The following is a 26,027-nucleotide window of genomic DNA, read 5'->3' as shown; positions in this document are numbered from 1 at the left end:
GCGGATGCATCCAACTGACGTGTCACGAAGGTTCCTGTCGTGACGACGCCCTCCACTACGTCCGCCGCAACGAGATGGACATCGCTGTCTCGACGCCGTGCTTCGAGTTATGGCTGCTCCTGCATTTCGGCGATCAGCACGCGTATCCGACCGCGAAGCAGGCTGAGCGCGCCCTGCGTCGACACCTGCCTGGTTACGCCAAGAAGGCGGCACCGGACTTTCCGGTCGAGGCGCATGTGATCGCCGTCGATCGTGCTCGCCGGACGCTGCCCTCCGGAGCGTCCGGCGACAACCCGTCCACCTCGGTCTGGCGGCTGCTCGACGTGATCACCGAGACCCGTAGGCGGGCGCGCCGGTAGCGGTGCCTGCCCTCGCGGGTGGGTCCTCGTCAGAATGCAAAGAAAAGCTTGCAAAGCATCCTGTGCAAAGGATACTTTGCACTCATGATCGAGCCGTCCGAACCCGCCGCCTCGCCGGAGCCCTCGGCCCCACCGCCGCCACCGGAGCTCCCTGCCCGTAAGACGATCGACGTCTCCGGCCTGCGCGCCCTCGCTCACCCGCTGCGGATCGAACTGCTCGATCAGCTCTCGCTGCACGGGCCCGCGACCGCTTCGCAACTCGGCCGTCGGCTGGGCGAGACCAGCGGGTCGACCAGCTACCACCTGCGGCAGCTCGCGCGGCACGGACTCATCGAGGACGACGAACGACAGGGTTCGGGGCGGGAGCGGTGGTGGCGACACCGAGAGGGCGGCATCAGGCTGCACGGCCACGAGTTCCTGCGACGCGAGGACACCAGGGCCGCCGCGCAGCTCGTCATCCGCGAGTTCCAGCGGGGCAAGGACGAACGGCTGCAGCGCTGGATGGAGACCTACCAGCAGTGGAGCCAGGAGTGGATCGAAGCCTCGATCGACGGCGTGATGATGATGCGGCTCGACGCCGCCGAACTCCATGAGCTGGTGACCGAGCTCGGCGCCGTGATCGATCGCTATCGAGGCCGCCAGGCCCGCCCCGGCACCGAGTCCGTCGAGATCCAGCTCAACGCCTTCCCCAACCCGCCCCTGCACGACGACGCCACGCCGCCTGCCGACTCCGCGGGCGCGCCCGAGACCTCCCACCGCGACGCAGACGAAGCGAAGGACGAGACCAGATGAGCGCGAACGGCTTAGGCAGACCCTTCTGGACGCTGTTCGTCTCCAGCACGGTGTCCAACCTCGGTGACGGCATCGGCCGCGTCGCCCTGCCGCTGCTGGCGGCGACCCTGACACGCGACCCGCTGCTGATCGGTTCCCTCGCCTCCTTCGTCTTCGTGCCGTGGCTGCTGTTCGCCCTCCTCAGCGGCGCGCTGGTGGACCGGATGGACCGGAGGAAGGTGATGATCGCGGCCAACGCCTTCCGGGCGGTCGTGGTCGGGGCGCTCGCGGTCGCCGTGTTCACCGGGCAGGCGGCCGTCTGGATGCTCTTCGTCGCCGCCTTCCTCCTCGGCGCCGCCGAGACGCTCTACGACGGCGCGGCGCGGGCGATCCTGCCGGGCGTGGTCCGCCGCGATCAGCTCGCGGCAGGCAACGGGCGCCTGGAGGCGGGCGAGGTGGTGGCGCAGAACTTCCTGGGCGCCCCGGTGGCGAGTTCGCTGTTCGTGCTGGTGGCCGCAGGCCCGTTCCTGGCGAACTCGGCGGGCTTCCTGGTGGCCGCGCTGCTGCTGCTCCTGCTGCCGGGCAGCCATCGGGCCGTACCCGCCGCCGACGCGCCTGCCGCCGACACGCCCACCGTGCGCCCGAACCTCCGCCGGGAGATGGCCGAGGGCATGCGCTGGCTGTGGGGGCATCGCGTCTTCCGGCCGTTCGTCTTCGTCGCGGCCTTCAGTGCGGCGGCGGTGGAGGCCTCGACCGCGCTGGTGGTCCTGCTGATCGTCGACGTGATGGCACTGCCGGAGGTCTCCTACGGATTCTTCGCCGTGCTGCTCGGCGTCGGCGGCCTCCTCGGCGGGCTGAGCGCCCCCGTGCTCCTGCGTCGATTCCGCCGCCGGACCGTCCTCGTCGTCTCACAGGCGATCATGGGCCTGGCCTTCCTGCTGGTCGGCCTCCTGCCGGTGCCCGCTCTGACCGCGGCGGCCTTCTTCCTCACGGGCATGGCCGTGCTGATGTTCAACGTGGTGTCGATGTCCATGCGGCAGGCGCTCGTTCCGGCGCCCCTCTTCGGCCGGGTGCAGGGCGTCTGGCGCACCATCGCCTGGGGACTGCTGCCGGTGGGCGGAGTGCTGGGCGGACTGCTCGCCCGGATCACCGACGTGCCGACGGTGTTCCTCGTCAGCGGGATCGTCGGGCTGGTCGTCGCCGTGGTCCTCGCCCTGCTGCTGAAGGCCCGAGGGCAGGAGATCGACGAGCTGGACGACCTGGACTGGGCGGCGCGGACGGAGGCGAACGCCGAGGAACGGGGAGCACGCGATTCCGCCCGGCACGCCGGGGCAGGCGAGGAGCCGGCCGAGGCCGACGACACGGTCCGGGATGAGGAGCGCCGTGCCGACGGGGACACCGCCGTGCGGACGCCCACTCCCTGATCGTCATCCCGCTGTCAGGCATAACCGTGCTCAGCGCAACCCCGCCGGGCACAACCCCTGACCGCCGCCGATCTGATCGGCGGCAGGCGGTGCGGCCCCGGTCCCCTCCTGACCGGGGCCGCACCTGACGTCCTGGCGCGATCGAGCCGCCGAGCCGTAGGCCCCGCGGCGCCACAGGCGCGGCTGTGGCAGGCGGCCTCGGTCCGGTCCGCCGTCGGATGGCCGGGCCTCGCGGCGCTGGAGTGCTCGCTGCCGGGCGATGGCCGCGGTTGCCCGCCGCGGTCTCTGTCAGGATGCCTGCCGAGGACGCGCTATGCGGTGTGACGACGTCGCGCCCTGGATTCGCCCGGACCCCTGTAATCGTCAGATAGCGCACGGTAACTTGTCTCGCATGGTGCCTGTCTCCCCGTCGTTCCGGTCGATCTCGCACAGCGGCGGAGGAGATCGTCGGTGAGCGCGGCGCGGCTCGGGTCGCGGTTCTGGACTCTGTTCAGCGCGACCACGATCTCGAATCTCGGCGACGGCATCGGGCGGGTGGCGCTTCCCCTGCTGGCCGCCACCCTGACGCGCGATCCGGTGCTCGTCGGCAGCCTCGTGTCGTTCAGTTTCGTGCCGTGGCTGCTGTTCGCCCTGCTCAGTGGGGCGCTGGTCGATCGGATGGATCGCAGGAAGGCGATGATCGGCGCCAACCTGATCCGCGCCGTGATCGTCGGAGCACTGGGCCTGGTGGTGCTCACCGGCTCGGCGGCCGTCTGGATGCTCTACATCGCCGCCTTCCTGCTCGGCGCCGCCGAGACCCTGTACGACAGCGCGGCCAGGGCCATGCTTCCGGCCGTCATCGATCGCGATCAGCTGGAGACCGGGAACGGCCGGATGGAGGCCTCCGAGGTCGTCAGCCAGGAGTTCGTCGGTGCTCCGCTGGGCAGCGTGCTGTTCGTCCTGGTCGCGGCCGGACCCTTCCTGGCCAATTCGGCGGGCTTCCTGATCGCCGCGCTGCTGCTCTTCGCCCTGCCGGGTTCATACCGGGCGACGCGGGAGCCCGCGGCGCCGGACGAGGCCGGGCCCGCCTCGGCCGACGGGCCCGCGAAGAGGTCGCTGCGCAGGGAGATCGGCGAGGGCCTGCGCTGGCTCTGGGGCCATCGACTGCTCCGTGCCCTGATGCTGCTGACCGGTCTGGTCACCGTCGCCCTGGAGGCGTCGATGGCGATGGTGGTGCTGCTGGTCGTCGACGAGTTGAACCTCAGTGAGGCGATCTTCGGTCTCTTCGCCCTCGCCATGGGCGTCGGCGGCCTGGTGGCCGGGTTGACGGCGGGGGCGGTGACCCGACTGCTGCCGCGCGCCGCCGTCCTGGTGTCCAGTCTGGCCGTGACGGGCCTGAGCCTGCTGGCGGTGGGTCTGATCCCGGTGCCGCTGTGGGCCGCGGTCATGCTGGCGGTCAGCGCACTGTCCATCGTGCTGTTCAACGTGATCACGATGTCGCTGCGTCAGGCGCTCATCCCGGCCCACCTGTTCGGTCGAGTCCAGGGCGCCTGGCGGACCGTGGTCTGGGGCCTGATGCCCTTCGGCGGGCTGCTCGGCGGGGTGATCGCCGCGATGGCCGGGCTTCGCACGGTGTATCTGGTGAGCGGGATCGCTCAGCTGGTGATCGCGGCGGCGTTCTGGCTGCTCGTCCGCCGGCCGGACGTCGATCTGGAGAACCTGGCTCCGCCGGAGGAGTCGGATGCCACGGGCCTGGATGACGGCGAAGCGGTGCACCCGCTCGGAACCGACTCCCATGAGGACGGGTCGGACGGTGCGGCCTCGAACGACGGTGCGGCCTCGGGCGGACGGGCCGCCGAGCGACGGCCCTGAGCCGGGGCGGTCGGTGTCGTCGTGGGCAGGCCGCGGTGACAGCCCTCGAACAGCCGGTGAACTCCTGGGCAAGGGGCCCTGCCCTGTTCCCGGGAGTCCGACGTGGTCGGTGTCCGAACCCGTCCGGTCTCCGGTGCTCCCGGTGTCCGGTGTGGTCGGTCGGTCGGCCTGCCTGGCTCGTCGCCGCTCGTGGTGCCGCGTCGATGCGCAGCGACTGGCCGGGCCGAATCCAGCCGGGCCCGTGGAGTGTCAGGCTGCGCGCCCGGCCCCTGGCTCGGTCCGGCTGCGGCGGCCTGCCCTACCCAGTGCCTCGAGACGGAGAGTCGTCAGGCGGGCGGGGCGGGCGGCCTCGACCCGATGCGGGCGCCTTGGCGGTGATCACCGGGGCGCGCGTCGGAGAGCCGCCCCGCCCGCGGTGACGCGGAGACCGGTCGGTCTGCGGCGGCCGACCTCGGGACCGGCGGAACGCCAGCCGGCGTTCGAACCGATGTTCGATCCTGTCGGGGGTCTGGTGTTGACTGGATCACGTGATCGAAGCGACCGAGGCGACCGGCGGCGCGGGACGACCGCGCCCGTGTCCGATCGGCGCGCGCTCAGAGATAGACGCCGCGCTCGGCCAGCCAGGCCTGCGGGTCGATCTTCTGGTTGGTGCCCGGCGCCCAGACCTCGAAGTGCAGGTGCGGCCCGGTGGAGTCGCCTCGGTTGCCCATCACCGCGATCTGCTCGCCTGCCTGGACGACCTGGCCGGGGCGCACGGAGAAGGAGTCGATGTGACCGTAGACGGTCGTCGTGCCGTCCGCGGCCTGCACCTTGACCCACAGGCCGAAGCCGCTCGCGGACCCCGCCGTGGTGACGACGCCGTCGTGGGCGGCGTAGATGGGCGTGCCGATCGCGTTGGCGATGTCGATGCCCAGGTGGTTCTCGTTGAAGCGGCTCCCGAAGGAGCGAAGGCCGTAACCGGAGGTGAAGGTGCCGACCGAGGGAACCCAGAACTTCGGGCGGGCCGCCTCCTCCTCCGCGGCGACGATCTCCACCTCCATCTGGGTGCTCTTGACCATCTGGCCGACCGTCGCGTCCGGGGTCACGTCCTGGACGATGGGGAGGACCTCGGGGGCGGGCATCGTGCCGCCGACACCGTTGAACGACGCGCTCGCGCCGCCCGCGGCCAGCGGGGCCACCTCGTCGACCGTCTGGTGGTCATCGCGCTCGCTGCCGAGCATCGCCGACTGGCCTGCCGTGACGAAGGCACCCGCTGCGACGGCGGCGACGACCAGCTTGCCCCGCATGGACGGCGGCGGCGGCAGACGGTGCGAGCCTCGGGGGCGCGGGGAGCGTTCTTCCAGTGCCCTGTCGAGTACCGGGGACGACGGGTTGGAGCCGCCTGCGGTGCGATGTCGAGACAACGCCTGACCTTTCTTCGAGGACACCGGATAGGGGGTCTCCGGCCCGCCGGTCGGGGTACCGGCGAGATGTCCTGTCTGCACTGCGGTCTCGGCCCTCGCGGGCCGTCTGTAGTAGCTGTTCGCGGCGTGCTGACGCCCGGCAGGACGCCGAGGGCACCGCGCCGCGAGCGGTCGATCAGAACTGGACGCCGCGCTCCTGCAACCAGGTCGCGGGGTTGATCTTCTTGCCGTCGCCGGGAGCCCACACCTCGAAGTGCAGGTGCGGCCCGGTGGAGAAGCCTCGGTTGCCCATCCGGGCGATCTGCTCGCCCGCCTTGACCTGCTGGCCGGGGCGAACGGAGTAGGAGTCGATGTGGCCGTACACGGTGACGGTCCCGTCGGAGGCCTGCACCCGGACCCAGAGGCCGAAGCCGCTGGCGGGGCCGGTCTCGATGACGACGCCGTCGTGCGCGGCGAGGATCGGCGTGCCGATGGCGTTGGCGATGTCCATGCCGTAGTGGGTCGTGCCCCAGCGCGCGCCGTAACCCGAGGTGTAGGTGCCCTGGGCCGGCGCCCAGAACTTGGGGCGAGCGGCCTCCGCCTCGGCGGCGGCGGTCTCGACCTCCATCTGCTGGCCCTTGACGATCTGACTGACCGCGGTGCCGGGGTCGGCGTCCTGCGCGATCGGCAGCACCTCGGGCGCGATCATCGTCCCGCCGACGCCGGAGTGGCTCGGGGCGGACGCGGCCGGTGCCGCGTCGGAGCCCGCGGCGAGGTGGGTCGTCTCGGCGCCATACGCCCGTCCGCCGTCGGAGTCAAGACCGAACTGCGTAGACTGGCCTGCGGCGACGAAGGCGCCTGCCGCGACGGCCGCGATGACGAAGCGACCACGTAGTGCTGGAGAAGGCGTACTGAGCCGGTGAGCTCCGCGACTCCGTGTCGCCGCGCGTCGCCGCGCGGCATCACGTACCTCGGGGGAGCTCTGGCCGCCGGGTGAGCGGTGTTGAGACAAAGCCTGCCCTTCCGTTCCGCCTCGGGGAGTCTGGAACGAACGTCCGGGCGGGGGATTCCCGGCTCGCTGATCGGCTCTCGCCGACAGCGATGTGTTCGTGATCAGACCGTGACAACGGACCGGGGGACAGTAACGGGGCGAGACCCCTAAGGGCAACTCCCTGAGATCACGCTCTGCCGAATGGGGGGCGGCTTCCGGCCCTGGTCGGAGAAGTGTGACCGTCTGTGTTGTTGACTTTTTCGGCCGAAGAGGTTTGAGAAGCGGGCTTCCTGGTCACTGGGGCGGACGGGCCGTAACGATCAATGCTCCGGCCGGCCCAATTGATCTACTCCGTCCTCAGTCCGCCGGGATTCAAACGGCGATTTGATGTGATATATGTCACTGCAACCTCGGGAATGGTCGCTGCCACGAATGCCGTACTCGTCGGTAGCGGCGTCCGGCCCGTCGCCTGCCGCCGGTCCGGCGGGCACTCGGCCGCTGCCGACTCACCGCCGCCGACCCGCGATCACGGTGACATCCTTCGGAGCACACGCACCCCTTGCTAGCGTCGGCGCGGTGAATGCGCGGACTGGATCGATCGCGGGCGGTTCCTCCGGTGAACCGGCCCGACCCGCGGCCCGGCGGGCGCCGCGAGACGGCGGATCGAGTTCCACGACCCTCCCCGACGACGACTCCCGGCTGTGGATCGCGATCGCGGTGGCGGGCGGCGGTGCGCTGCTCGCGACGCTCGCCCCGCTCACGGGCCTCACCACACCCGCCTCGGCGCCTGGATTCGCCTCGTGGCCGCTCACGGCCCTGATCCACCTGCTGCCCGCGACGCTCGCCGCGCTGTTCGCCGTCCGAGGCAGGCCGGGCGTCGCCGTCGGCCTGCTGATCGCCTCGGCGCTGGTGGCGCCCGGCCGGGCGCTCGCCGACGGCGTGCTCCTCGTCGACGCGGCCTCGGCGGTGCGCCCGGAACTGATCCGGCTCGCCACCCTTGAACCGACCGGGCCCGGACTCGGCGCCGTCCTGCTCGTGGTCGCGCATCTCGCCGCGCTGAGCGCCGGCGTGATCGCCTACGTCGGAAGCCGGGTGGACGCAGGTCCGAGCCACGGCATCGCCTTCGGCGCGGTACCCGGCCCGGGGCTCGACACGGGCTCCAGCGCGGCCTCCGCGGATTCGGACGACGTGGAGCGACTGTCCGGCATCCCGGATCGAGCCGCGCCCGTGCAGGCCGGGCGGCGACAGGGAACGGCGATCACGGCGTTGTTCGTGATCGTGGCCGCCTGTCTGGGGCTGGCAGGCGCCCCGTTCTCCTCCGAGGACCCGTATCTGCTGTCGAAGGCGGTGCTGGACGCCGACGGCCTCGTGCTCGGGGGCTGGGTGGCGGCCTTCCTCGGCCTCGTCGTCTCGACCCTGCTCGCCACGGCGGCGAGGGACACCGACGGTGATCGGGCGTTGGGCGGCCTGCTCGGCACCGCGCTGCTGGTGTTCGCGCTCGCGGCGCCGTCCGTCGCCGCCGGACTGTTCGCCGCCGAGCTGAAGACGACCGCCGGACCGGTGTTCGCGCTCGTCGCGGCGTTCGTCCTCGCGCTGCTCGCACTGCGGATCACACCGCGTCCGTCGAGTCGTACGACCGCCGAGGGCGTCGACGAGGTCCGGCTGCCCGGCGCCCGGCGGCTGCGACGCGCGGCGGGGGTGCCCGCGCTGCTCGCGGGCCTCGCGCTGGCCGGGGGCGCCGTCCTGCCGGGCCTCGCCCCCACCGATCGGTTGACCGCGGCGCCGGTCAACCACCAGGCGGGTCTGCTCGTGCCTGCCGCGGTGCTGCTGATCCTGTTCGGCGTCGGACTGCTGGTGTCCGTGAGCTCCACCGTCGCTCGACCAGCCCTCGTCGTCGGCTGGCTGGCCGCCCCGATGGTCGCCGCGGTGTCCCTGGACGTCGTCTTCGCCGCCAACCAGCTCGTGGGGGCGGGACTCGGCGCCGGTGCCTGGCTGGTGATGGCCGCCGTGCCGTTGGCCGGGGCGGGCGGCTTCCTCGCCTGGACGGCGGGCGCGGTGGAGCGCGAGGACGTCGACCTCTCCGAATGGCCCGCCGACCTGCCGTCGGTGATCCCGGCGGCGATGGTGGCGCTGTGGGCGCTGGGTGCCTTCGCCCTGCCGGTGCTGGAGTCGGAGGAGCTGCGTCCGGCGGGGATCCTCTCGAACTTCCAGATCGCCTCCTGGAGCCAGGTGCTCGGCCTGCTCGGCGTGGTCGTGGCCGTGGCGCTGGCCCCCCGTTCCCGGCCCGCGCAGGCGGCCGGACTGTTCCTCGGGGCCGCGGCACTGCTGTTGCTGCGGGTGTTGGAGTACCCGCTGACCTCGGACCGCGTGGCCGATGCGGCGCCGGGCCCCGGCCTCTGGCTCGGGCTCTGCGGAGTGGCCGTGTCGGCGGTGGGCGCGGGCGTGGTGTTCCGCGCCACCCGACGCTCCGCCGACCCCACTCCGAGGGACTAGTCTGCGATCAGCGAGTCCGCCCGCGAACCCGCGAGCGGTCTTCGTGTTCCGCGTGACTGCGGGACATCGACAACGTCGTCGTATGACGGGTCGTCGCCGATGCCGCGCGAGCCTGTCGATCCAGGTCTCGAAGGGCCGCGACGCCCAGGTGGGAGGAAGCCGTGAGCGGTCGTATCCGGGTGGTCGTGGCGAAACCGGGCCTCGATGGTCATGACCGAGGTGCCAAGGTCGTCGCCAGAGCGCTGCGCGACGCGGGCATGGAGGTCATCTACACGGGCCTGCATCAGACGCCGGAACAGGTGGTCGAGACCGTCCTGCAGGAGGACGCCGACGCCGTCGGTCTGTCGGTGCTCTCCGGAGCCCACATGACGTTGTTCGCGAAGGTCGTCGCGCTGCTTCGGGATCGGGAGGCCGACGACGTCGTCGTCTTCGGCGGCGGCATCATCCCGGAGGAGGACCTGCCGAAGCTCGCCGAACTCGGCGTGGCCAAGGTGTTCACCCCCGGCGCGCCGACCCACGAGATCGTCGACTGGGTCCGCAGCAACGTGGCCCAGCCCGCCGGGACCTGAGTCGCTCCACGTGCGGACGACGTCGGGCGTTGAGACGGTCGTCACAGTCGTCGGTTCGGTCGTCTCTCGGCCGCTCGCCGATCGAGTGATCAGCGCCCGCTCGTCGGGCGGATCGGCGAGGTCCGACGGCGCGTCGTGGGCGACGCGCGGCGGACGTGCGGACGGCCCCCCGTCGTCGCGACGCCGAATCCCAAGCGGATCTCTGCGACGCAGGTCACGCGGTGATTGACCTCACCGGATGCGACGTGCCCGCCGTCATCGCAGGTCGTTAAGGTCTGCGGAGTCCGACACCGACGTCGCAGGAGACTCGAGTGGACCTGTACGAATACCAAGCGAAGGACCTCTTCGCCAAATACGGCGTTCCGGTGCTCCCGGGCACGGTCGCCACTACCCCAGACCAGGCTCGCGGTGCCGCCGAGGAACTCGGCGTCCCGGTCGTGGTCAAAGCCCAGGTGAAGACCGGCGGGCGAGGCAAGGCGGGCGGCGTGAAGCTGGCCGAGAACCCCGCCGAGACCCAGGAGAAGGCCGAGGCCATCCTGGGCCTGGACATCAAGGGCCACACGGTGCATCGCGTGCTGGTGACCCCCGCCTCGGACATCGCCGAGGAGTACTACTTCTCCTTCCTTCTCGACCGCACCAACCGCACCTTCCTGGCGATGGCCTCGGTCGAGGGCGGAATGGACATCGAGGAGGTCGCGGCCACCAAGCCGGAGGCACTCGCCAGGATCGCGATCGACCCGATCGCGGGCGTCGACTCCGCGAAGGCACGCGAGATCGTCGAGGCCGCGAAGTTCCCGGCCGAGGTCGCCGACCAGGTCGCCGACTCGATCGTGAAGCTCTGGGCCACGTTCGTCGGCGAGGACGCCACGCTGGTCGAGGTGAACCCGCTGGTGCGCGACCCCGAGGGCAGGATCATCGCTCTCGACGGCAAGGTCACGCTGGACGAGAACGCCGCGTTCCGGCACGCCGACCACGCCGAACTGGTCGACAAGGGCGCCGAGGACCCGTTGGAGGCCGCGGCCAAGGCCAAGGACCTCAACTACGTCAAGCTCGACGGCCAGGTGGGCATCATCGGCAACGGTGCGGGCCTGGTGATGTCGACGCTCGACGTGGTGGCCTACGCGGGCGAGAAGCATGGCGGCGTCAAGCCCGCCAACTTCCTCGACATCGGCGGCGGTGCCTCCGCGGAGGTCATGGCCAACGGGCTGGAGATCATCCTCTCCGACCCGGACGTGACGTCCGTCTTCGTCAACGTCTTCGGCGGCATCACCGCCTGTGACGCGGTCGCGAACGGCATCGTCGCGGCCTTCGCGCTTCTCGACAGCAGGGGCGAGGCCGTGACCAGGCCGATCGTCGTTCGGCTCGACGGGAACAACGCCCAGGAAGGGCGGCGCATCCTCACCGAGGCGGCCCTGCCGGGTCTGGTCCAGGTCGACACCATGGACGACGCGGCCACCAAGGCCGCCGAACTCGCCGCGCAGGGGGCGTGACACCAGATGGCTATCTTCCTCACCGAGAACAGCAAGGTCATCGTCCAGGGCATCACCGGCGCGGAGGGCACCAAGCACACGCGCCGGATGCTCAAGGCCGGGACGCAGGTCGTGGGCGGGGTCAATCCCCGTAAGGCTGGCCAGAAGGTCGACTTCGACGGCACCGTGCTTCCGGTGTTCGCCACCGTCGCCGAGGCGATGGAGGCGACCGGCGCGGACGTGTCGGTGATCTTCGTTCCGCCGAAGTTCGCCAAGGCGGCCGTCTTCGAGGCGATCGACGCGGGCATCGAGCTCGCGGTGGTCATCACCGAGGGCATCCCGGTGCACGACACCGCCGCCTTCTGGGCGCACGCGAACGCCGCGGGCAATAAGACCCGGATCATCGGGCCGAACTGCCCCGGCGTGATCTCGCCCGGCAAGTCCAACGCGGGCATCATCCCGGCGGACATCACCGGCGCGGGGCGGATCGGGCTGGTCTCGAAGTCGGGCACGCTGACCTACCAGCTCATGTACGAGCTGCGTGACATCGGCTTCTCCAGCGCGGTGGGCATCGGCGGCGACCCGGTGATCGGCACCACGCACATCGACGCCCTGCGGGCCTTCCAGGCCGACCCGGAGACCGAGGTCATCGTCCTCATCGGCGAGATCGGCGGCGACGCCGAGGAGCGGGCGGCGGCCTACATCGCGGAGAACGTCACCAAGCCGGTGGTGGGCTACGTCGCGGGCTTCACCGCTCCGGAGGGCAAGACGATGGGCCACGCGGGCGCCATCGTGTCCGGTTCCTCGGGTACCGCGGCGGCGAAGAAGGAGGCGTTGGAGGCGGTCGGCGTCAAGGTCGGCAAGACCCCCAGCGAGACGGCGGCACTGGCTCGCGAGGCCGTCGCGGCGCTCGTCGGCTGATCGGCCGTACTCACAGCAGGGCCGGACATTCCTTGCGGATGTCCGGCCTGCTGTCGTCTCGCCGACCGGTGCGGTCCGATCGCGCCGCGGGCACTGGCGATCGGGCCGTCGACGGGCGGCCGGGCCGTGCGGACGGTCGGATGAGATCGGAGCCCGTTCCACGGGCTGACGAGGATCGCCCGTTCCCCCGGGGCTGATGAGGACCGATCGGCACGGCATGCTCCGCGCACCGGACGAGTCCATCGTCACGGAAAGTGCGGAATCTCTACTCGACAGAGTGATCGTGGTGCACGCTGTCCCGGGGGATCACGAAACCAGGGGGATCAACGGAACGCTGTGAGACCGACATTCGTCCTATCCGGGCGATCGGCTAGCGTTCCGACTGCCCGATAACGGCAATGTTGCATCCGGTGGAGGAGGAGACCCCGCCATGTCCGTGCCCTACGGCGCACCTCAACAGCAGGCAGGCAGTCCAGCGCCTGCGGGAGGTTTCAGCCTTCCGTCCATCCTTGCTCTCGTCGGAGCCGGGCTCGGCCTCATCATCTACCTGCTCGCCTTCGGCGAGTCACAGCTCGCCCCGACCTTCGGCATCGGCGGCGGCACGGGGACGTCGGTCTCGCTGCTGTTGCTCGCGGGTCTGCTCGCGGGCGTCTCGCTGCTGCCCAAGGGCCCGCAGCTGCACCTGCTGTTCGCCTTCCTCTCGGTGGCGGGCGTGCTCGGCCTGCTGCAGATGGTCGTCCACTGGCCGGGCGACGTGTCCGTCCTGGCGATCGTGGCGCTGATCGTCGGTCTGGTCGAGGCGGGTGCGCTGGTCACGGCGTGGCTGTTCAACGCGGAGATCCTCAAGGTCACCCCCAAACCCGCCTATCCGCAGGGCAACTGGAACCCGCAGGCGGGGCAGCCCGGCCAGTACGGCCAGACCCCGCAGGGCCAGTTCGGTCAGCAGGCCCAGTACGGCCAGGCGGAGCAGCAGTACGCGCAGCAGAACCCGGGAACCGGCGGGCAGCCGGCCCAGGCGGCGCCGTACTCCCAGGGCACTGAGGTGTTCGGCGGTACGCAGCAGCCCGGTCAGTACGGCCAGCAGCCCGGCACCACCCCGCCACCCGGCGGCTACGGCCAGTAGTCGAGCGCCCGGCCGTTCCCGCGGGCCGGGTCGCGTTCCAGCGGCCCGCCCGTCGGCGAGCGGCTGAGCGGCCGCCGGTGCCGAACCGCGTCGCCGTCTCCGCACGTCCCCGCTGTGTCGGACCTCCGCCGGACACCCCTCTCACGGGTTCCGTGCCGCAGGCGATCGGGGCGCCCGCCGCCGGCGGGTCTCGCCCCTCGTGGACCGGTGCCCGGCGGCCTCGGTTCGCGGCCGGGCACGTGGTTCGTCGGCCGGGCAGCGGAACACGTGTCGTCGAGGGACGACGCTCCTCCGGCGGTCGCCCACCGTCCTCACCCGTTCGAGAACGGCGCGGCTGGCCGGAACCGCGCGTTCGCGGTGCGACCCTGCCCGCGTGATCACGCTCCGAGCGGACGGCGACGACGACGCGGATCGGGTGATGATCCCGGAGGCAGCCCGGCTGGAGCGGGCCAGAGCGCTCGTGACGTCGGTCCTGAACTCGCTGGTGTTCGGCTGCCTCACGGTGATCGCCCTGACGGTCCTGATCCTGGCCACCGCAGGTGACGACGCGCTGTCCCTCGGTGCCGTGGCGAGTCTGTCGGTGCCTGCGTGGCTCGCGGCTCACCAGGTGCCGCTGGTGATTCTCGGCGAGCCGCTGGGCGTCCTGCCGCTGCTGCCGACCCTGATCCTGTTCTTCCTGATCGCCACGAGCGTCGCTTCGACGCTGCGCAGACTGGGCGGCACGCCATGGACCGCGCTGCTGCTCGTGGCGTTGACCGGCGCGGGCCACGGGGTGCTCGCCGTCGCGTTCGCCGAGATCGCGACGGGCGGCAGCGAGGGGCTCGTCATCGTGTTCCCGTCGAGCGCCGGAGTGACGGCCGCGCTGCTGGCCGCGACGGCCGCCGGGGTCGGCGTGCTGCGCTGCGGAATGCCGCTCACGTGGTCCGGCCGGCTGCCCGCGTTCCTCCGGGACGGAGTCAGGGTCGGACTGCTCGGCGCGGCCCTGCTGCTGGCGGTGGGCGCCTCGGTGACCCTGTTCGGATTGTTGGTCGCGGCACCGGAGATCGTCGAGTCGTTCACTCGGGATCGCCTCGCCGACGCGCTCGGTCTCCTGGCGTGTTCGCTGGCCTATCTGCCCAACGCGGTGGTGGCGGGGCTCTCGTTCGCCGCGGGTTCGGGATTCTCCCTCGGTCATGCGGTGGCGACGCCCTTCGCATCCCGACCGGGACCGGAGCTGGACCTTCCGCTGCTGGCCGCCCTGCCGGACGCGGCCGCCCGCCCGTGGTGGGCGCTGACCCTGCTCCTGCCGATCGCCGCGGGCCTGCTGCTCGGTGGGTTCCGCGCCGGCGCGCGATCGCGGCGAGAGCGGTTGCGCGACGTACTCGTGGGGGTCGGGCTCGCCGCGTCGATCGTCTCGATCGCCGCCGCCGTGGCGGGCGGCCGACTCGGCAGCGGTGCGTTCGACCCGGTGCACGTCCCGGCGACGGGACTGGCGACGGCCGTCCTGGTCCTCGTCGGGACGCCCGCCGTCCTGGTGGCGCTGCTCGGCGGGCCGCGTCGGGCGGCGGGGGAGGGCGCCGTCGCCGAGCGGGCGGCCCACCGCGAGTTCGACGAGGACGCCGAGACCGGGGAGATCGAGGTCGTCCGGGATTCCGGGGAGGCCGCCGTGGACGGCGAGGCGGCCGCCGGGGAGGGGGACGCCGGGGAGGGGGACGCCGTGCCTGCCGGGACGGACCCCGACGGGGACGCCCCGGTCGCCTGTGACGCCGAGGACCCGAGGCCCGTCGCGGCACGGCCCGCCGTCGAGGCGGCGAATGCGGGTCGGCGCGGCGGGACGTCCTCCGCCGATCCGGACGGTGTCGTGCCTGATGGCGTCGTGCCTGATGGCGTCGTGCCCGATGACGTCGTGCCCGATGACGTCGTGCCCGATGGAGCCGACGCCGACGGCGCCCGAGCCGACGCACACCGGACCGACGGAGCCCGGAGCGACGACGGCGGCTCCACAGCCCCGCAGCCGTCCGTCGAGACGTCGCGGACGAGGCCGGCCGCGGGCGGCGACGGCGTGATCGAGCGGATCGAGGTCGTCGAGGACGCCGCCGCCCACCGGCTCACGGACCGGCCGGTCGCCCTCCACGTGCCCGCTCCCCGACGGAATCCCGCCGTCGACTCCGGGACGGAGCCCGGGGCGAGATCCGCAGGTCGCGGGCCGGCCGCGACGTGGGATCACCTCACCGTCCGGTCGGCCGACGTCGGCGGCGTCGTCCTGCCGTCGCCCGTCGCCGAGGCGGCTGCGATGCCGCAGCCGCGCGGCACGCTCGACGAGGCCGTCGAGGACTGGCCGCAGGAAGATCCGGACGCACCCCGCGCGTAGCCGAGATCCGTCGCCACGGCGACGAAGATCAACCGATCGGGTCGCCTATCGCCCTGGCTGCGGTGATCGAACCGGCGAGACCTAGGCTTGGGCCACTCCTCCCCGGTTTCGTCAGGAGATCACGCTGAGCGCTTCACCACCGGATGCAGGACCCGACTCCTCCCGGCTTCGACTTCCCGTTCCCGCCCGCGTCGTCATGCTGCTCTCGGGCGCCGGGACTCTCGCGCAGGCGCTGCTGGACGCCGCGGCGGCTCCCGACTTCCCCGCGGAGGTGGTCGCGGTGGGCTCGGACCGCCCCGGCGCGGCCGGACTCGCGCGCGCCGCGCAGGCAGGACTGCCGACGTTCGCCGTGCGGCTGGCCGATCATCCCGATCGGGCCGACTGGAATCGGACGCTGGCGGACGAGGTCGCGGCGCATCGCCCGGACCTGGTGGTCTCCGCGGGATTCATGAAGATCCTCGGGCCCGACTTCCTGGCGCGGTTCGACGGGCGCGTGGTGAACACGCACCCGGCCCTGCTGCCCGCCTTTCCCGGCGCGCATGCGGTGGCCGAGGCCATCCGCTACGGCGTGCGGGTCACCGGCTCCACCGTGCACCTGGTGGACGCCGGAGTGGACACCGGACCGATCCTCCAGCAGGAGGCGGTGCCGGTGCTGGCCTCGGACACCGAGCAGACCTTGCACGAACGAATCAAGACGGTGGAACGTCGGCTGCTCGTGGACGTGGTGGCCCGGCTGGCCCGCGAGGGCTGCACCGTGACCGGACGAAAGGTGACAATCCCGTGACCGACCCCGTGACCGACGGTTCGGATCAGACCGCCCCCGACGGCGCCGCCCGTCGCCCGGTGCGCCGCGCGCTGATCGCCGTGTCGGACAAGGAGGGCCTGATCGAGTTCGCGAGGGGCCTGCACGCCGCGGGAGTGGAGATCGTCTCCACCGGCGGGACCGCCGCGCGGATCGCCGAGGCCGACATCCCGGTCACGCCGGTCGAGAAGGTGACCGGTTTTCCCGAGTGTCTCGACGGCAGGGTCAAGACGCTGCACCCCGGCGTCCACGCGGGTCTGCTGGCGGACCTGCGCCGCACGGAACACGAGGAGCAGCTCCGGACCCTGGACATCGCGCCGTTCGACCTCCTGGTGGTGAACCTCTACCCGTTCACTCAGACGGTCGCCTCGGGCGCGGCACCGGAGGACTGCGTCGAGCAGATCGACATCGGCGGTCCGGCGATGGTGCGGGCGGCGGCGAAGAACCACGCCAACGTCGCCGTCGTGGTGGAGCCCTCCCGGTACGAGTCGGTGCTGGCCACCGTCACGGCAGGCGGGTTCACCCTCGCCGAACGGCAGGCGCTGGCCGCCGCCGCGTTCCGCCACACCGCCTCCTACGACATGGCCGTGGCCTCGTGGATGGGGCAGACACTGGTCTCGGACGAGCAGACGACCGGATTCGCGGACTGGCTCGGCCGGAGCTGGGAACGGGAGCGGGTGCTGCGCTACGGGGAGAATCCGCACCAGCGGGCCGCCCTCTACCGGGACGGTGACACGGCCGCGACGGGGCTGGCAGGCGCCACACAGCTGCACGGCAAGGGCATGTCCTACAACAACTACGTCGACGCCGACGCGGCCTGGCGATCGGCCCATGACCACGAGCTGCCCTGTGTCGCCGTGATCAAGCACGCCAATCCCTGCGGCATCGCGGTCTCGGCGCTCGCGGGCGACGGCGCCATCGCCGACGCGCATCGTCGGGCACATGCCTGTGACCCGGTCAGCGCCTTCGGCGGGGTGATCGCCGCGAATCGGCCGGTCACGGTGGAGATGGCCGAGCAGGTGGTCGACATCTTCACCGAGGTGATCATCGCACCCGCGTTCGACGACGGGGCGGTCGACGTGTTGACCAGGAAGAAGAACATCCGCATCCTCGAGGCCGAGCCGCCGGTGCGCGGCGGAGCGGAGTCGCGGGCGATCTCGGGCGGCCTGCTGGTGCAGACGGCGGACGCGATCGACGCCGAGGGCGACGATCCGGCGAACTGGACGCGGGTGGGCGCCGAGGTCGACGAGCAGACACTGGCCGATCTCGCCTTCGCCTGGCGTGCCTGCCGTGCGGTGAAGTCGAACGCGATCCTGCTGGCCGACGCCGGGGCGACCGTCGGCGCGGGCATGGGCCAGGTCAACCGGGTCGACGCCGCGCGGCTGGCGGTCGCCAGGGCGGGCGACCGGGCGAAGGGCTCGGTGGCCGCGTCCGATGCGTTCTTCCCGTTCCCCGACGGCCTTCAGGTGCTGTTGGACGCGGGCGTGCGGGCCGTGGTGCAGCCCGGCGGCTCGGTGCGCGACGCCGAGGTGCTGGCTGCGGCGGAGGCGGCGGGCGTCACGGTGTTCCTCACCGGCACGCGGCATTTCGCGCACTGAGCTCGATCCGCCGCGCTGAGCGGCGAGCCGCCTCGTCGAGCGTCGACGAGGCGGTCTGCTCTGTGTCACGGTGCTCGGGCGGCACGGGCACGCCATGGGCGGCGGACGGCCCGTTCGCACGGCGGCGCCTGCGCTTTCGCCGTCCGACCGACCCGGCTCGACGCGCGTGTCGCCCGGCCCGTGTCGGGCACTTGGCGCCGCGCACCGCCGCTTCCGGCCGGAGAAGCGCGATCGCACCTCGGCAGGGCCGTTCTCCGGGGCGATATGCCTGATCCAGCTTCTGCCGCCATCCCCGGCTTCGCAGGAACGCCTGCCCTCGCCTGCACGCCCGCCTCCGCTGGAACCGGCTGCCTCTGTCCGAGCCCCGGCTCCTGTTCGAACTCCTCGGCTCCTCCCACCTGATCCCGGGGCGAGACGGCCGGTCCTCCTCGCATCCGTCCACGGTCGATCTGGCCCGTTCCGCCGCCGAAGCCCGCCGATCCTCAGGTCGACGTCTCGCACCGGCGGACTCCGTCGTCCGCCTGTCTCCGGTCGCCGCGGCGCGGGCGGTTCCTGCCGATCGGCGGCCCGTCGATCGGCGACCTCCGGTCCATCGGCGGCCCTGTCGGTCGGGCAGTGCCGATCCGGCAGCACGGCGAGGTGGTGCCCGGCCGCGGGCGGGCCCACCGGAGCGGCCCCGGCCGCATTTCACCCGGTCGTGGCGTCCCCCACCCTTGACGGGCTCTTTCGCGACGGCTTTACTGGGACATGTCATCGAACAAACGTTCGATCAGTGGTGTGGCCGGTGTCGGGGGCCTGCTACATCGCAGGAAGAAAGGGGAAGCCGGTGTCCCGGGCTGCGGTCACCACGCTGGCAGCGTTGGACGGGGTGGTCACGGCGTCGGGGATGGCCGTGGGCACAGCGGACTTCGCAGCTCGACAGGTGTTGCCGGTCCGGGAGCAACTGGGTGCGCTACTCCCCTGGGGCGGTCTTCGCCGGGGCAGCACGGTGGCGGTGCGCGGGTCCGCCATGCTGCTCTTCGCGTTGATCGCCGAGGCCACCGCCGCCGGTTCCTGGGCAGCAGTGGTGGGGATGGCCGGGCTGGGCGTGCTCGCCGCCGCCGAGGCAGGCGTCGCGGTGGAGCGTCTCGTTCTGGTCCCTCATCCAGGTAGGGATCCGGCGGCGGTGGTCGCCTCGTTGATCGACGGCCTCGATCTGATCGTCGTCGCGGACACACCGGGACTGCGGTCGACCGAGGCCAGAAGCCTGTCGGCCAGGGCCAGACAGCGTGGTGCGGTGCTGCTTCCCACCGGGCGGCTCGACGACTGGCCCGCGCCTGATCTGGACGTGAGCTGCGTCGAACAGGTCTGGAGCGGGCCGGGGCGGGGCGAAGGCCGAGTACGCGACTGTCAGGCCACGGTGCGCGTGGTCGGACGGGGAGCCGCTGCTCGGCCGAGGTCGGCACGGATGCCTCTCGTCGGGGGCGACGGTCGGCTTACCAGGCCTGCGGGATCGGGCGATCGGTTCTCCGGCCGACCGTCCCCGGCGACGAGCGCGGGCTGAGCGGGCGTCGCCGCGGCTCGGGACGGCATGGTCGGAGCTGGGGGTCTGCGGTGAGCGGTCTGCTGCTCTGAGCGGGTTCCGAGAGACGGAGGCCGTGGGCCCTGCGATGACGAAGGTCGTGGTCCGCAGGCGGGCACGGCACGAGAGACGCGGCGGCGCGCGGTCGAACATCGAAAGACCGCATCACCACAGCTCGCGATGAGGCGTCGGACAGGCGGCAGATCGGCCTGTCGCCCGACGGCAGGCGGGGCACCACCTCGTCGCCGCGCCTGCCCGCGATCCGAGCGGACGCCTCGGCAGTCAGGCCGTGGCCGCGGCCTTGGCGGCAAGGTGCCCGCTCGGGTTGCCCGCGCTCGACGACATGGCACGGGCGGTGCCGAGCCGGCCGGACCGATGGATCGACCGGGCTGAAGAGCAGGCCGGGCTGGTGGGCTGACGTGGCCGACGGGCCGGCTGGACTGATGGGCCTACGTGGCCGATCGGTCGGCGTGGCTGGTGGATTGGCGCGACTGACAGGTCGACGTGGCTGGTGTGGGCCGGCTGCACCGGCTGGGCTGACGGGCTGATCGGGCCGGCGGACGGACGAGAACGGGGTCTACGAAACGACCGCCACGACACCGGAACGAGGAGGACGCCATGCCGGACGCACCCGAGACCCCCACGCCGGTCGTGCTCCCGCCGGGGGCCGCGCTCGACGATCGGTCCTCGGCGGGGCCCCCGGCTTCGAGGCCGCTGTCCGTCGTGAGCCCCGCGGCCGATCCTGCGGCTGGTCGGGAGGCCGGGTCGGCGCCTGACGTCGCGGCGGCCTCCGGGGTCGAGCCGTCCACCAGACAGCTCACCGCGCCGTCCACCGCGCAGCCCACCGGGCCTGCCGCCGCCACACCGCTGCGCATGCTCGTCCTCTGGTGTCCGGACTGGCCGGTGGTGGCGGCCTGCGTCGATGCGCGGCTGCCGCCGGAGACACCGGCGGCGGTGCTCGCCGCCAACCGAGTGGTCGCCTGCTCGACGGCGGCCCGTGCCGACGGTGTGCGTCGAGGCGCCCGGAAGCGCGATGCGCAGTCACGCTGTCCGGAACTCGTCGTCCTGCCCGCCGACGAGGCGCGGGACGCCCGGCTGTTCGAGCCGATCGCCTCGGCGGTGGAGGAGCTGGTCGTCGCGGTGGAGATCGTGCGGCCCGGCGTGCTCGCGATACCCGTCGCGCGGTCGGCGGACCACTTCGGCGGCGAGGAGCCGCTCGCCGAGCAGCTCGTCGACGCCGTCGCCGCTCGGGCGGGTGTGGAATGCCAGGTCGGGGTGGCCGACGGACTGTTCGCCGCCACGCTGGCCGCCCGCCGAGGGCAGCTGATCCCGCCCGGAGCCACTCCTGACTTCCTGGCGCCGCTCCCCGCCGGGGAGCTGATCGACCCGGCGGATCGCCGCGAGGAACGGGAGCGACTGGTGGATCTGCTGCGCAGGCTCGGGCTGCGCACGCTGGGCGACTTCGCCGCGCTGACCGCCGCCGAGGTGGCCTCCCGGTTCGGGGTCGACGCGGTCCTCGCGCATCGACTGGCCAGGGGGGTGGAGGAACGCCCGCTCGCCATGCGCCGGGCGCCCGTCGACTCCTCGGTCACCCAGGAGTTCGATCCGCCGGTGGAGCGGGTCGACGCGGCTGCCTTCGCCGCGCGAACACTGGCCGAGCGACTGTATGCCGATCTCGTCGAACGCGGTCTGGCCTGTACGCGCCTCGGCATCGTCGCTCGGACCGAGCATGGCGAGGAGCTCACCAGGTTGTGGCGCTGTGCCGAGCCGCTCACCTCGGCGGGCATCGCCGATCGGGTTCGCTGGCAGCTCGACGGCTGGCTGCGTCGTACGGGCGGTCGCCGTGGCCCCGAGGACGTTCCCGGAGCCCGGGCGGGTCTCCGAGCCGGTCTCCGCAGTGGTGCGCGCGACGACCTCGTCGAGGACGGTCCCACGGCCGGGCTGGTCATGCTGCGGTTGGAGCCCGCGGAGCTGGTGGGCGCGGGCCGCCTGCAGCTCGATCTGTTCAGCGCGGGCGACCGGGCGGGCACGGCGGCGGAGCGTGCGGGCCGTGCGCTGGTCAGGGTGCAGGGGCTGCTCGGCCCCGACTCGGTGCTGACTCCGGTGCTCGGCGGCGGCCGGGGGCCTCGGGAACAGGTGCGGCTGGTGCCCTGGGGAGATGAACCCGCCCCCGGCCTCGACCCGACCCAGCCGTGGCCGGGCAGGCTGCCTGCTCCGTCGCCGTCGTGGCTGCCCGATCCGCCGACGTCGGCCCGGCTGTTCGACGCGGCGGGCGAACCGGTCGGCGTCAGCGGCCGCTATGTCCTGACCGCGCCGCCTGCTCGCCTGCTCATCGGGGCCGGCCCGCCGATGGAGGTGCTGGCCTGGGCCGGGCCGTGGCCGGTGGAGGAGCGATGGTGGACGACGGCCTTCGACGACGCCTCCATGCCGGTGAGTCCCGGCCGACCCGAGGCAGGCGCTCGCCGGGTCGCACGGCTTCAGGTGATCACCGACGCCGGTCGGGGCGATGCGGGCGGCGACGCCTATCTGCTGGCCAGGGAGCACGGCGGCTGGTTCGTCGAGGGGAGGTACTGATCATGGGCTGGAACAATCCGCCGGTCCCCTGGTCGGAGCTGGAGCGCAGGCTCACCGGCGACACACGGGAGGCGGCGCCCGCGGCGGAGCAGCCGCCCTGGAGCAGGCGACGGAGACGGACTCGCGACAGTCTGCTGACCGCCGTCATCGAGGAGCACCACGATTCCCGCGCCGCGCGAGACGGGCTCGGGCCCGCCGATCCACCCGAGTCGACCGAGCCCGCCGTGGTACCCTACGCGGAGCTGCACTGTCACTCCAACTTCAGCTTCCTCGACGGCGCCGCCCACCCGGAGGAACTGGTGGCGGAGGCCGCCAGGCTCGGGGTGGGAGTGCTGGCGCTCACCGATCACGACGGCATGTACGGCGTGGTGCGGTTCGCCGAGGCCGCCGCCGAACACGGGGTGCGGACGGTCTTCGGCGCCGAGCTGAGTCTGGGACTCACCGGACCGCAGAACGGGGCGGCCGACCCGGAGGGCACCCATCTGCTGGTGCTGGCCCGCGATCCGGCGGGCTATCACCGGTTGTGCCGGGCGATCAGCGAGGCGCAGCTGGCGGGCGGTGAGAAGGGACGGCCGGTCTATCGGCTGGAGCGGCTGGCCGAGCATGCGAACGGCCACTGGGTGGTGTTGACCGGCTGCCGCAAGGGGGCGGTGCGCCGGGCGCTGGCCGAGGGCGGCCCGGAACAGGCGGCGGCGGAGCTCGATCGGCTGATCGGTCTGTTCGGCGCGGCGAACGTGGTGGTGGAACTCGTCGACCACGGTCTGCCCGCCGACAGCGAGATCAACGACGCGCTCGCCGCGCTGGCCGAGCAGTTCGGCCTGACGGTGGTGGCGACCAATGCGGTGCACTATGCGACCCCCTCTCGCCATCGACTCGCCACGGCGATCGCCTCGGTGCGGGCCCGGCGCAGCCTGGACGAGATGGACGGCATGCTGCCCGCCTCGGGGTCCGCGCACCTGCGATCCGGCCGCGAGATGGCGGCCAGATTCGGCAGGTATCCGGCGGCGGTGGCGGCGGCGGCCCGACTGGGTGAGGAGTGCGCCTTCGACCTGCGGCTGGTCGCGCCGGAACTGCCGCCCTTCGACGTCCCCGACGGGCACACCGAGGCAAGCTATCTGCGCGAGCTGACCCTGCGGGGCGCGGCGGGCAGGCACAGCGCGGAGCACCTGCCCGCCGCCCTGCGCCAGATCGAGCACGAGCTGACGGTGATCACCGAACTCGGGTTTCCCGGCTACTTCCTGGTGGTCCACGACATCGTGCGGTTCTGCGTGCGCGAGAACATCCTCTGTCAGGGGCGGGGCTCGGCGGCGAACTCGGCGGTGTGCTTCGCCCTCGGCGTGACCAACGTCGACGCCGTCCGATTCGGGCTGCTGTTCGAACGATTCCTGGCGCCGGAGCGGGACGGGCCGCCCGACATCGACCTCGACATCGAGTCGGACCGACGAGAGGAGGTGATCCAGTACGTCTACCGACGGTACGGGCGAGACCATTCGGCGCAGGTGGCCAACGTGATCACCTATCGGGCCCGCTCCGCCGTACGCGACGTCGCCAGGGCGCTGGGATTCTCGCCGGGACAGCAGGATGCCTGGAGCAGCCAGATCGAACGTTGGGGGCCGTTGAACGGCACCGCCGACGACACCGACATCCCCGGGCCGGTGCTGGAGCTGGCGGCCCAGTTGGAGGGCTTCCCCCGCCACCTCGGCATCCACTCCGGCGGGATGGTGATCTGCGATCGGCCGGTGAGCGAGATCTGCCCGGTGGAGTGGGGGCGGATGCCTGGCCGGTCGGTGCTGCAATGGGACAAGGACGACTGCGCCTCGATCAATCTGGTCAAGTTCGACCTGTTGGGGCTCGGCATGCTGTCCGCGCTGCACTACATGATCGACCTGGTCGCCGAGCATCACGGGAGGAAGGTCGACCTCGGTGGTCTGGACCTGAGCGATGATCGGGTCTACGAGATGGTGCGTCGCGCCGACACGGTCGGGGTCTTCCAGGTCGAGAGTCGCGCACAGATGTCGACCTCGCCCCGGCTGCGGCCTCGGGAGTTCTACGACCTGGTCGTCCAGGTGGCCCTGATCCGGCCGGGGCCGATCCAGGGCGGGTCGGTGCATCCGTACATCCGGCGACGGAACGGGCTGGAGGAGTGGGATTACGAGCACCCTCGGCTGAAGCCCGCGTTGCAGCGCACGCTGGGCGTGCCGTTGTTCCAGGAGCAGATGATGCAGCTCGCGGCGGACGTGGCGGACTTCTCCGCCTCGGAGGCCGACGAGCTGCGGCGAGCCATGAGCTCCAAACGGTCGAGCAGCCGGATGGAGCGGTTGCGCAGGCGACTGTTCGACGGGATGCGGGCGAACGGCATCACCGGCGAGCTGGCGGAGAAGATCTATCGCAGGCTGTTGGCCTTCGCGGACTTCGGCTTCCCGGAGAGTCACGCGCTGAGCTTCGCGTTGCTCGTCTTCGCCAGCGCCTGGTTCAAGCTGTACTACCCGGCCGCCTTCTGCGCCGCGTTGCTGCGTGCGCAGCCGATGGGCTTCTACTCGCCGCAGTCGTTGATCGCCGATGCGCGGCGGCACGGTGTCCGAGTGCTGCGGCCGGACATCAACGCGAGCCTGCCGCACGCCACCCTGGAACAGGAGGTGCCCGACCGCGTCGCTTCTGCCGCACCGAGCAGCTCTGGCGGCCCGAGCGATTCTGGCGGCCCGAGCGATTCTGGCGGCCCGAGCGATTCTGGCGGCCCGAGTCGTTCCGCCTGCCCGCCGGCGACGGGGTCGACGGCTGAGCCCGAGCCGGCCGCCGCCGCGGCAGTGCGGCTCGGGCTCGGTGAGATTCGCACCATCGGCACGGAACTCGCCGAGTCGATCTGCGCGGAGCGGGCCGCGAACGGGCCCTACGTCGACATGGCCGACCTGGCGCGTCGTCGGCGGCTCACCGTCACCCAGCTGGAGGCGTTGGCCACGGCGGGCGCCTTCGAGTGCTTCGGCATGAGCCGACGTGCGGCGCTGTGGACCGCAGGCGCGGTCGCGGGCGAGACGGCGGACCGGCTGCCCGGCCTCTCCACCGCGGGACAGCCGCCGACGCTGCCTGGCATGGACGAGGTCGAGACGGCCGCCGCCGACGTCTGGGCCACCGGGGTCTCGCCGGACAGCTATCCGACCGAGTTCGTCCGGGATCGACTGAATGAGCTGGGTGCGCTGCCCGCCGAGGCGCTCAAGACCGTCGAGGCCGGGCGCCGGGTCCTGATCGGGGGTGCGGTGACTCACCGGCAGCGGCCCTCGACCGCAGGCGGAGTGACCTTCCTGAACATCGAGGACGAGACCGGCATGATCAACGTGGTCTGCACCCCGACGCTGTGGGCGCGATACCGGCGAGTGGCTCGGAACAGCCCGGCGTTGCTGGTGCGGGGGGTCGTGGAGCGGTACGGCACGGTGGTGACCCTCCAGGCCGATCGCCTGACCCATCTGCCGATGCGGATCGCCGGGCGATCACGGGACTTCCGATGACGTCGGTTCGGGCAGATCGTCACGCCCCTCCCTCAGGAGGGATGCCGGTGCCCGCTCATCGGCAGCCGCGGCGACCCGGTCGCGGACGGGATGCGGTCTCGGGTGTCATCGCAGCCGTCGATCACCATCGCCTCGGGAGCTCGGTGGTCACCGACGACGGGCGTCGAAGGCGACACCGCGACTCGAGACGGCCCGACATCGAGGAGCCTCCCGACGGCGAGGGGGCGCGCGACGGCGAGGGGGCGCGCGACGGCGAGGGGGCGCGCGACGGCGAGGGGGCGCGCGAACC

17 protein-coding genes are annotated in these 26,027 nt (G+C 72.2%); 15 read left to right on the top strand and 2 right to left on the bottom strand.

All coding sequences use genetic code 11. From position 1 onward, the window contains the following. Positions 1-8: 8 nt before the first annotated feature. The 4 genes from AHOG_RS25715 (at position 9) to AHOG_RS25700 (ending at position 4,405) form a co-directional block, all read left to right on the top strand. Positions 9-359 carry an RloB family protein gene (locus AHOG_RS25715; RefSeq protein ID WP_342746063.1) on the top strand — a complete coding sequence of 117 codons (351 nt, stop codon included), beginning with the start codon at positions 9-11 and terminating at the stop codon, positions 357-359. A gap of 84 nt (positions 360-443) precedes the next feature. Then, a complete protein-coding gene (locus AHOG_RS25710; protein WP_093943617.1) occupies positions 444-1,151 on the top strand; it encodes an ArsR/SmtB family transcription factor in 708 nt (235 codons plus the stop codon). Further along, a complete protein-coding gene (locus AHOG_RS25705; RefSeq protein WP_093943616.1) occupies positions 1,148-2,554 on the top strand; it encodes an MFS transporter in 1,407 nt (468 codons plus the stop codon). The genes AHOG_RS25710 and AHOG_RS25705 overlap by 4 nt, the downstream gene beginning before the upstream one ends. A 450-nt stretch (positions 2,555-3,004) precedes the next feature. Beyond that, positions 3,005-4,405: an MFS transporter gene (locus AHOG_RS25700; protein WP_093943615.1), complete on the top strand. Its 1,401-nt coding sequence runs from the start codon at positions 3,005-3,007 to the stop codon at positions 4,403-4,405. A gap of 593 nt (positions 4,406-4,998) precedes the next feature. On the opposite strand, the gene AHOG_RS25695 is transcribed toward AHOG_RS25700, so the two are convergent. Together AHOG_RS25695 and AHOG_RS30645 are read right to left on the bottom strand one after the other, a co-directional pair. Further along, positions 4,999-5,832 (bottom strand): M23 family metallopeptidase, encoded by an 834-nt coding sequence (locus AHOG_RS25695; protein WP_245856445.1) that lies wholly within the window; start codon positions 5,830-5,832, stop codon positions 4,999-5,001. 151 nt (positions 5,833-5,983) lie between these two features. After that, positions 5,984-6,799, bottom strand: a complete 816-nt coding sequence (locus tag AHOG_RS30645; RefSeq protein ID WP_093943613.1) for a M23 family metallopeptidase — start codon at positions 6,797-6,799, stop codon at positions 5,984-5,986. 555 nt (positions 6,800-7,354) lie between these two features. On the opposite strand from AHOG_RS30645, the gene AHOG_RS25685 reads away from it, so the two are divergent. The 11 genes from AHOG_RS25685 to AHOG_RS25635 all read left to right on the top strand — a co-directional run bounded on the left by AHOG_RS25685 (position 7,355) and on the right by AHOG_RS25635 (position 25,738). Next, positions 7,355-9,271 (top strand): hypothetical protein, encoded by a 1,917-nt coding sequence (locus tag AHOG_RS25685; protein ID WP_093943612.1) that lies wholly within the window; start codon positions 7,355-7,357, stop codon positions 9,269-9,271. 161 nt (positions 9,272-9,432) lie between these two features. Beyond that, the gene (icmB, locus tag AHOG_RS25680; protein WP_093943611.1) at positions 9,433-9,840 is read left to right on the top strand and encodes a coenzyme B12-dependent isobutyryl CoA mutase small subunit; all 408 of its coding nucleotides are present in this window, start codon (positions 9,433-9,435) and stop codon (positions 9,838-9,840) included. 311 nt (positions 9,841-10,151) lie between these two features. Then, positions 10,152-11,330: an ADP-forming succinate--CoA ligase subunit beta gene (gene sucC / locus AHOG_RS25675; RefSeq protein ID WP_093943610.1), complete on the top strand. Its 1,179-nt coding sequence runs from the start codon at positions 10,152-10,154 to the stop codon at positions 11,328-11,330. A 6-nt stretch (positions 11,331-11,336) separates the two neighbouring features. Then, positions 11,337-12,230 carry a succinate--CoA ligase subunit alpha gene (gene sucD / locus AHOG_RS25670; protein ID WP_093943609.1) on the top strand — a complete coding sequence of 298 codons (894 nt, stop codon included), beginning with the start codon at positions 11,337-11,339 and terminating at the stop codon, positions 12,228-12,230. A 430-nt stretch (positions 12,231-12,660) separates the two neighbouring features. Next, positions 12,661-13,353, top strand: coding sequence for a DUF5336 domain-containing protein (locus AHOG_RS25665; RefSeq protein WP_093943608.1), 693 nt, complete (start codon positions 12,661-12,663; stop codon positions 13,351-13,353). Between the two features lie 373 nt (positions 13,354-13,726). Next, positions 13,727-15,703, top strand: a complete 1,977-nt coding sequence (locus AHOG_RS25660; RefSeq protein ID WP_093943607.1) for a cell division protein PerM — start codon at positions 13,727-13,729, stop codon at positions 15,701-15,703. 196 nt (positions 15,704-15,899) lie between these two features. Next, positions 15,900-16,487: a phosphoribosylglycinamide formyltransferase gene (purN, locus tag AHOG_RS25655; protein WP_093943606.1), complete on the top strand. Its 588-nt coding sequence runs from the start codon at positions 15,900-15,902 to the stop codon at positions 16,485-16,487. After that, positions 16,484-18,103 (top strand): bifunctional phosphoribosylaminoimidazolecarboxamide formyltransferase/IMP cyclohydrolase, encoded by a 1,620-nt coding sequence (gene purH / locus AHOG_RS25650; RefSeq protein ID WP_245856444.1) that lies wholly within the window; start codon positions 16,484-16,486, stop codon positions 18,101-18,103. The genes purN and purH overlap by 4 nt, the downstream gene beginning before the upstream one ends. Positions 18,104-18,929: 826 nt before the next feature. Beyond that, entirely contained in the window at positions 18,930-19,646 is a 717-nt protein-coding gene (locus AHOG_RS25645; protein WP_093944814.1) for a hypothetical protein, read from the top strand. An 891-nt stretch (positions 19,647-20,537) separates the two neighbouring features. Further along, entirely contained in the window at positions 20,538-22,238 is a 1,701-nt protein-coding gene (locus AHOG_RS25640) for a DNA polymerase Y family protein (RefSeq protein ID WP_093944813.1), read from the top strand. A 2-nt stretch (positions 22,239-22,240) separates the two neighbouring features. Beyond that, positions 22,241-25,738, top strand: a complete 3,498-nt coding sequence (locus tag AHOG_RS25635) for an error-prone DNA polymerase (protein ID WP_093943605.1) — start codon at positions 22,241-22,243, stop codon at positions 25,736-25,738. Positions 25,739-26,027: the final 289 nt, after the last annotated feature.

This window comes from Actinoalloteichus hoggarensis, assembly GCF_002234535.1.
Classification (GTDB): Bacteria; Actinomycetota; Actinomycetes; order Mycobacteriales; family Pseudonocardiaceae; genus Actinoalloteichus_A; species Actinoalloteichus_A hoggarensis.
Note: the sequence above shows the minus strand (reverse complement) of the source record. Positions and strands in the feature narration are given on the sequence as shown.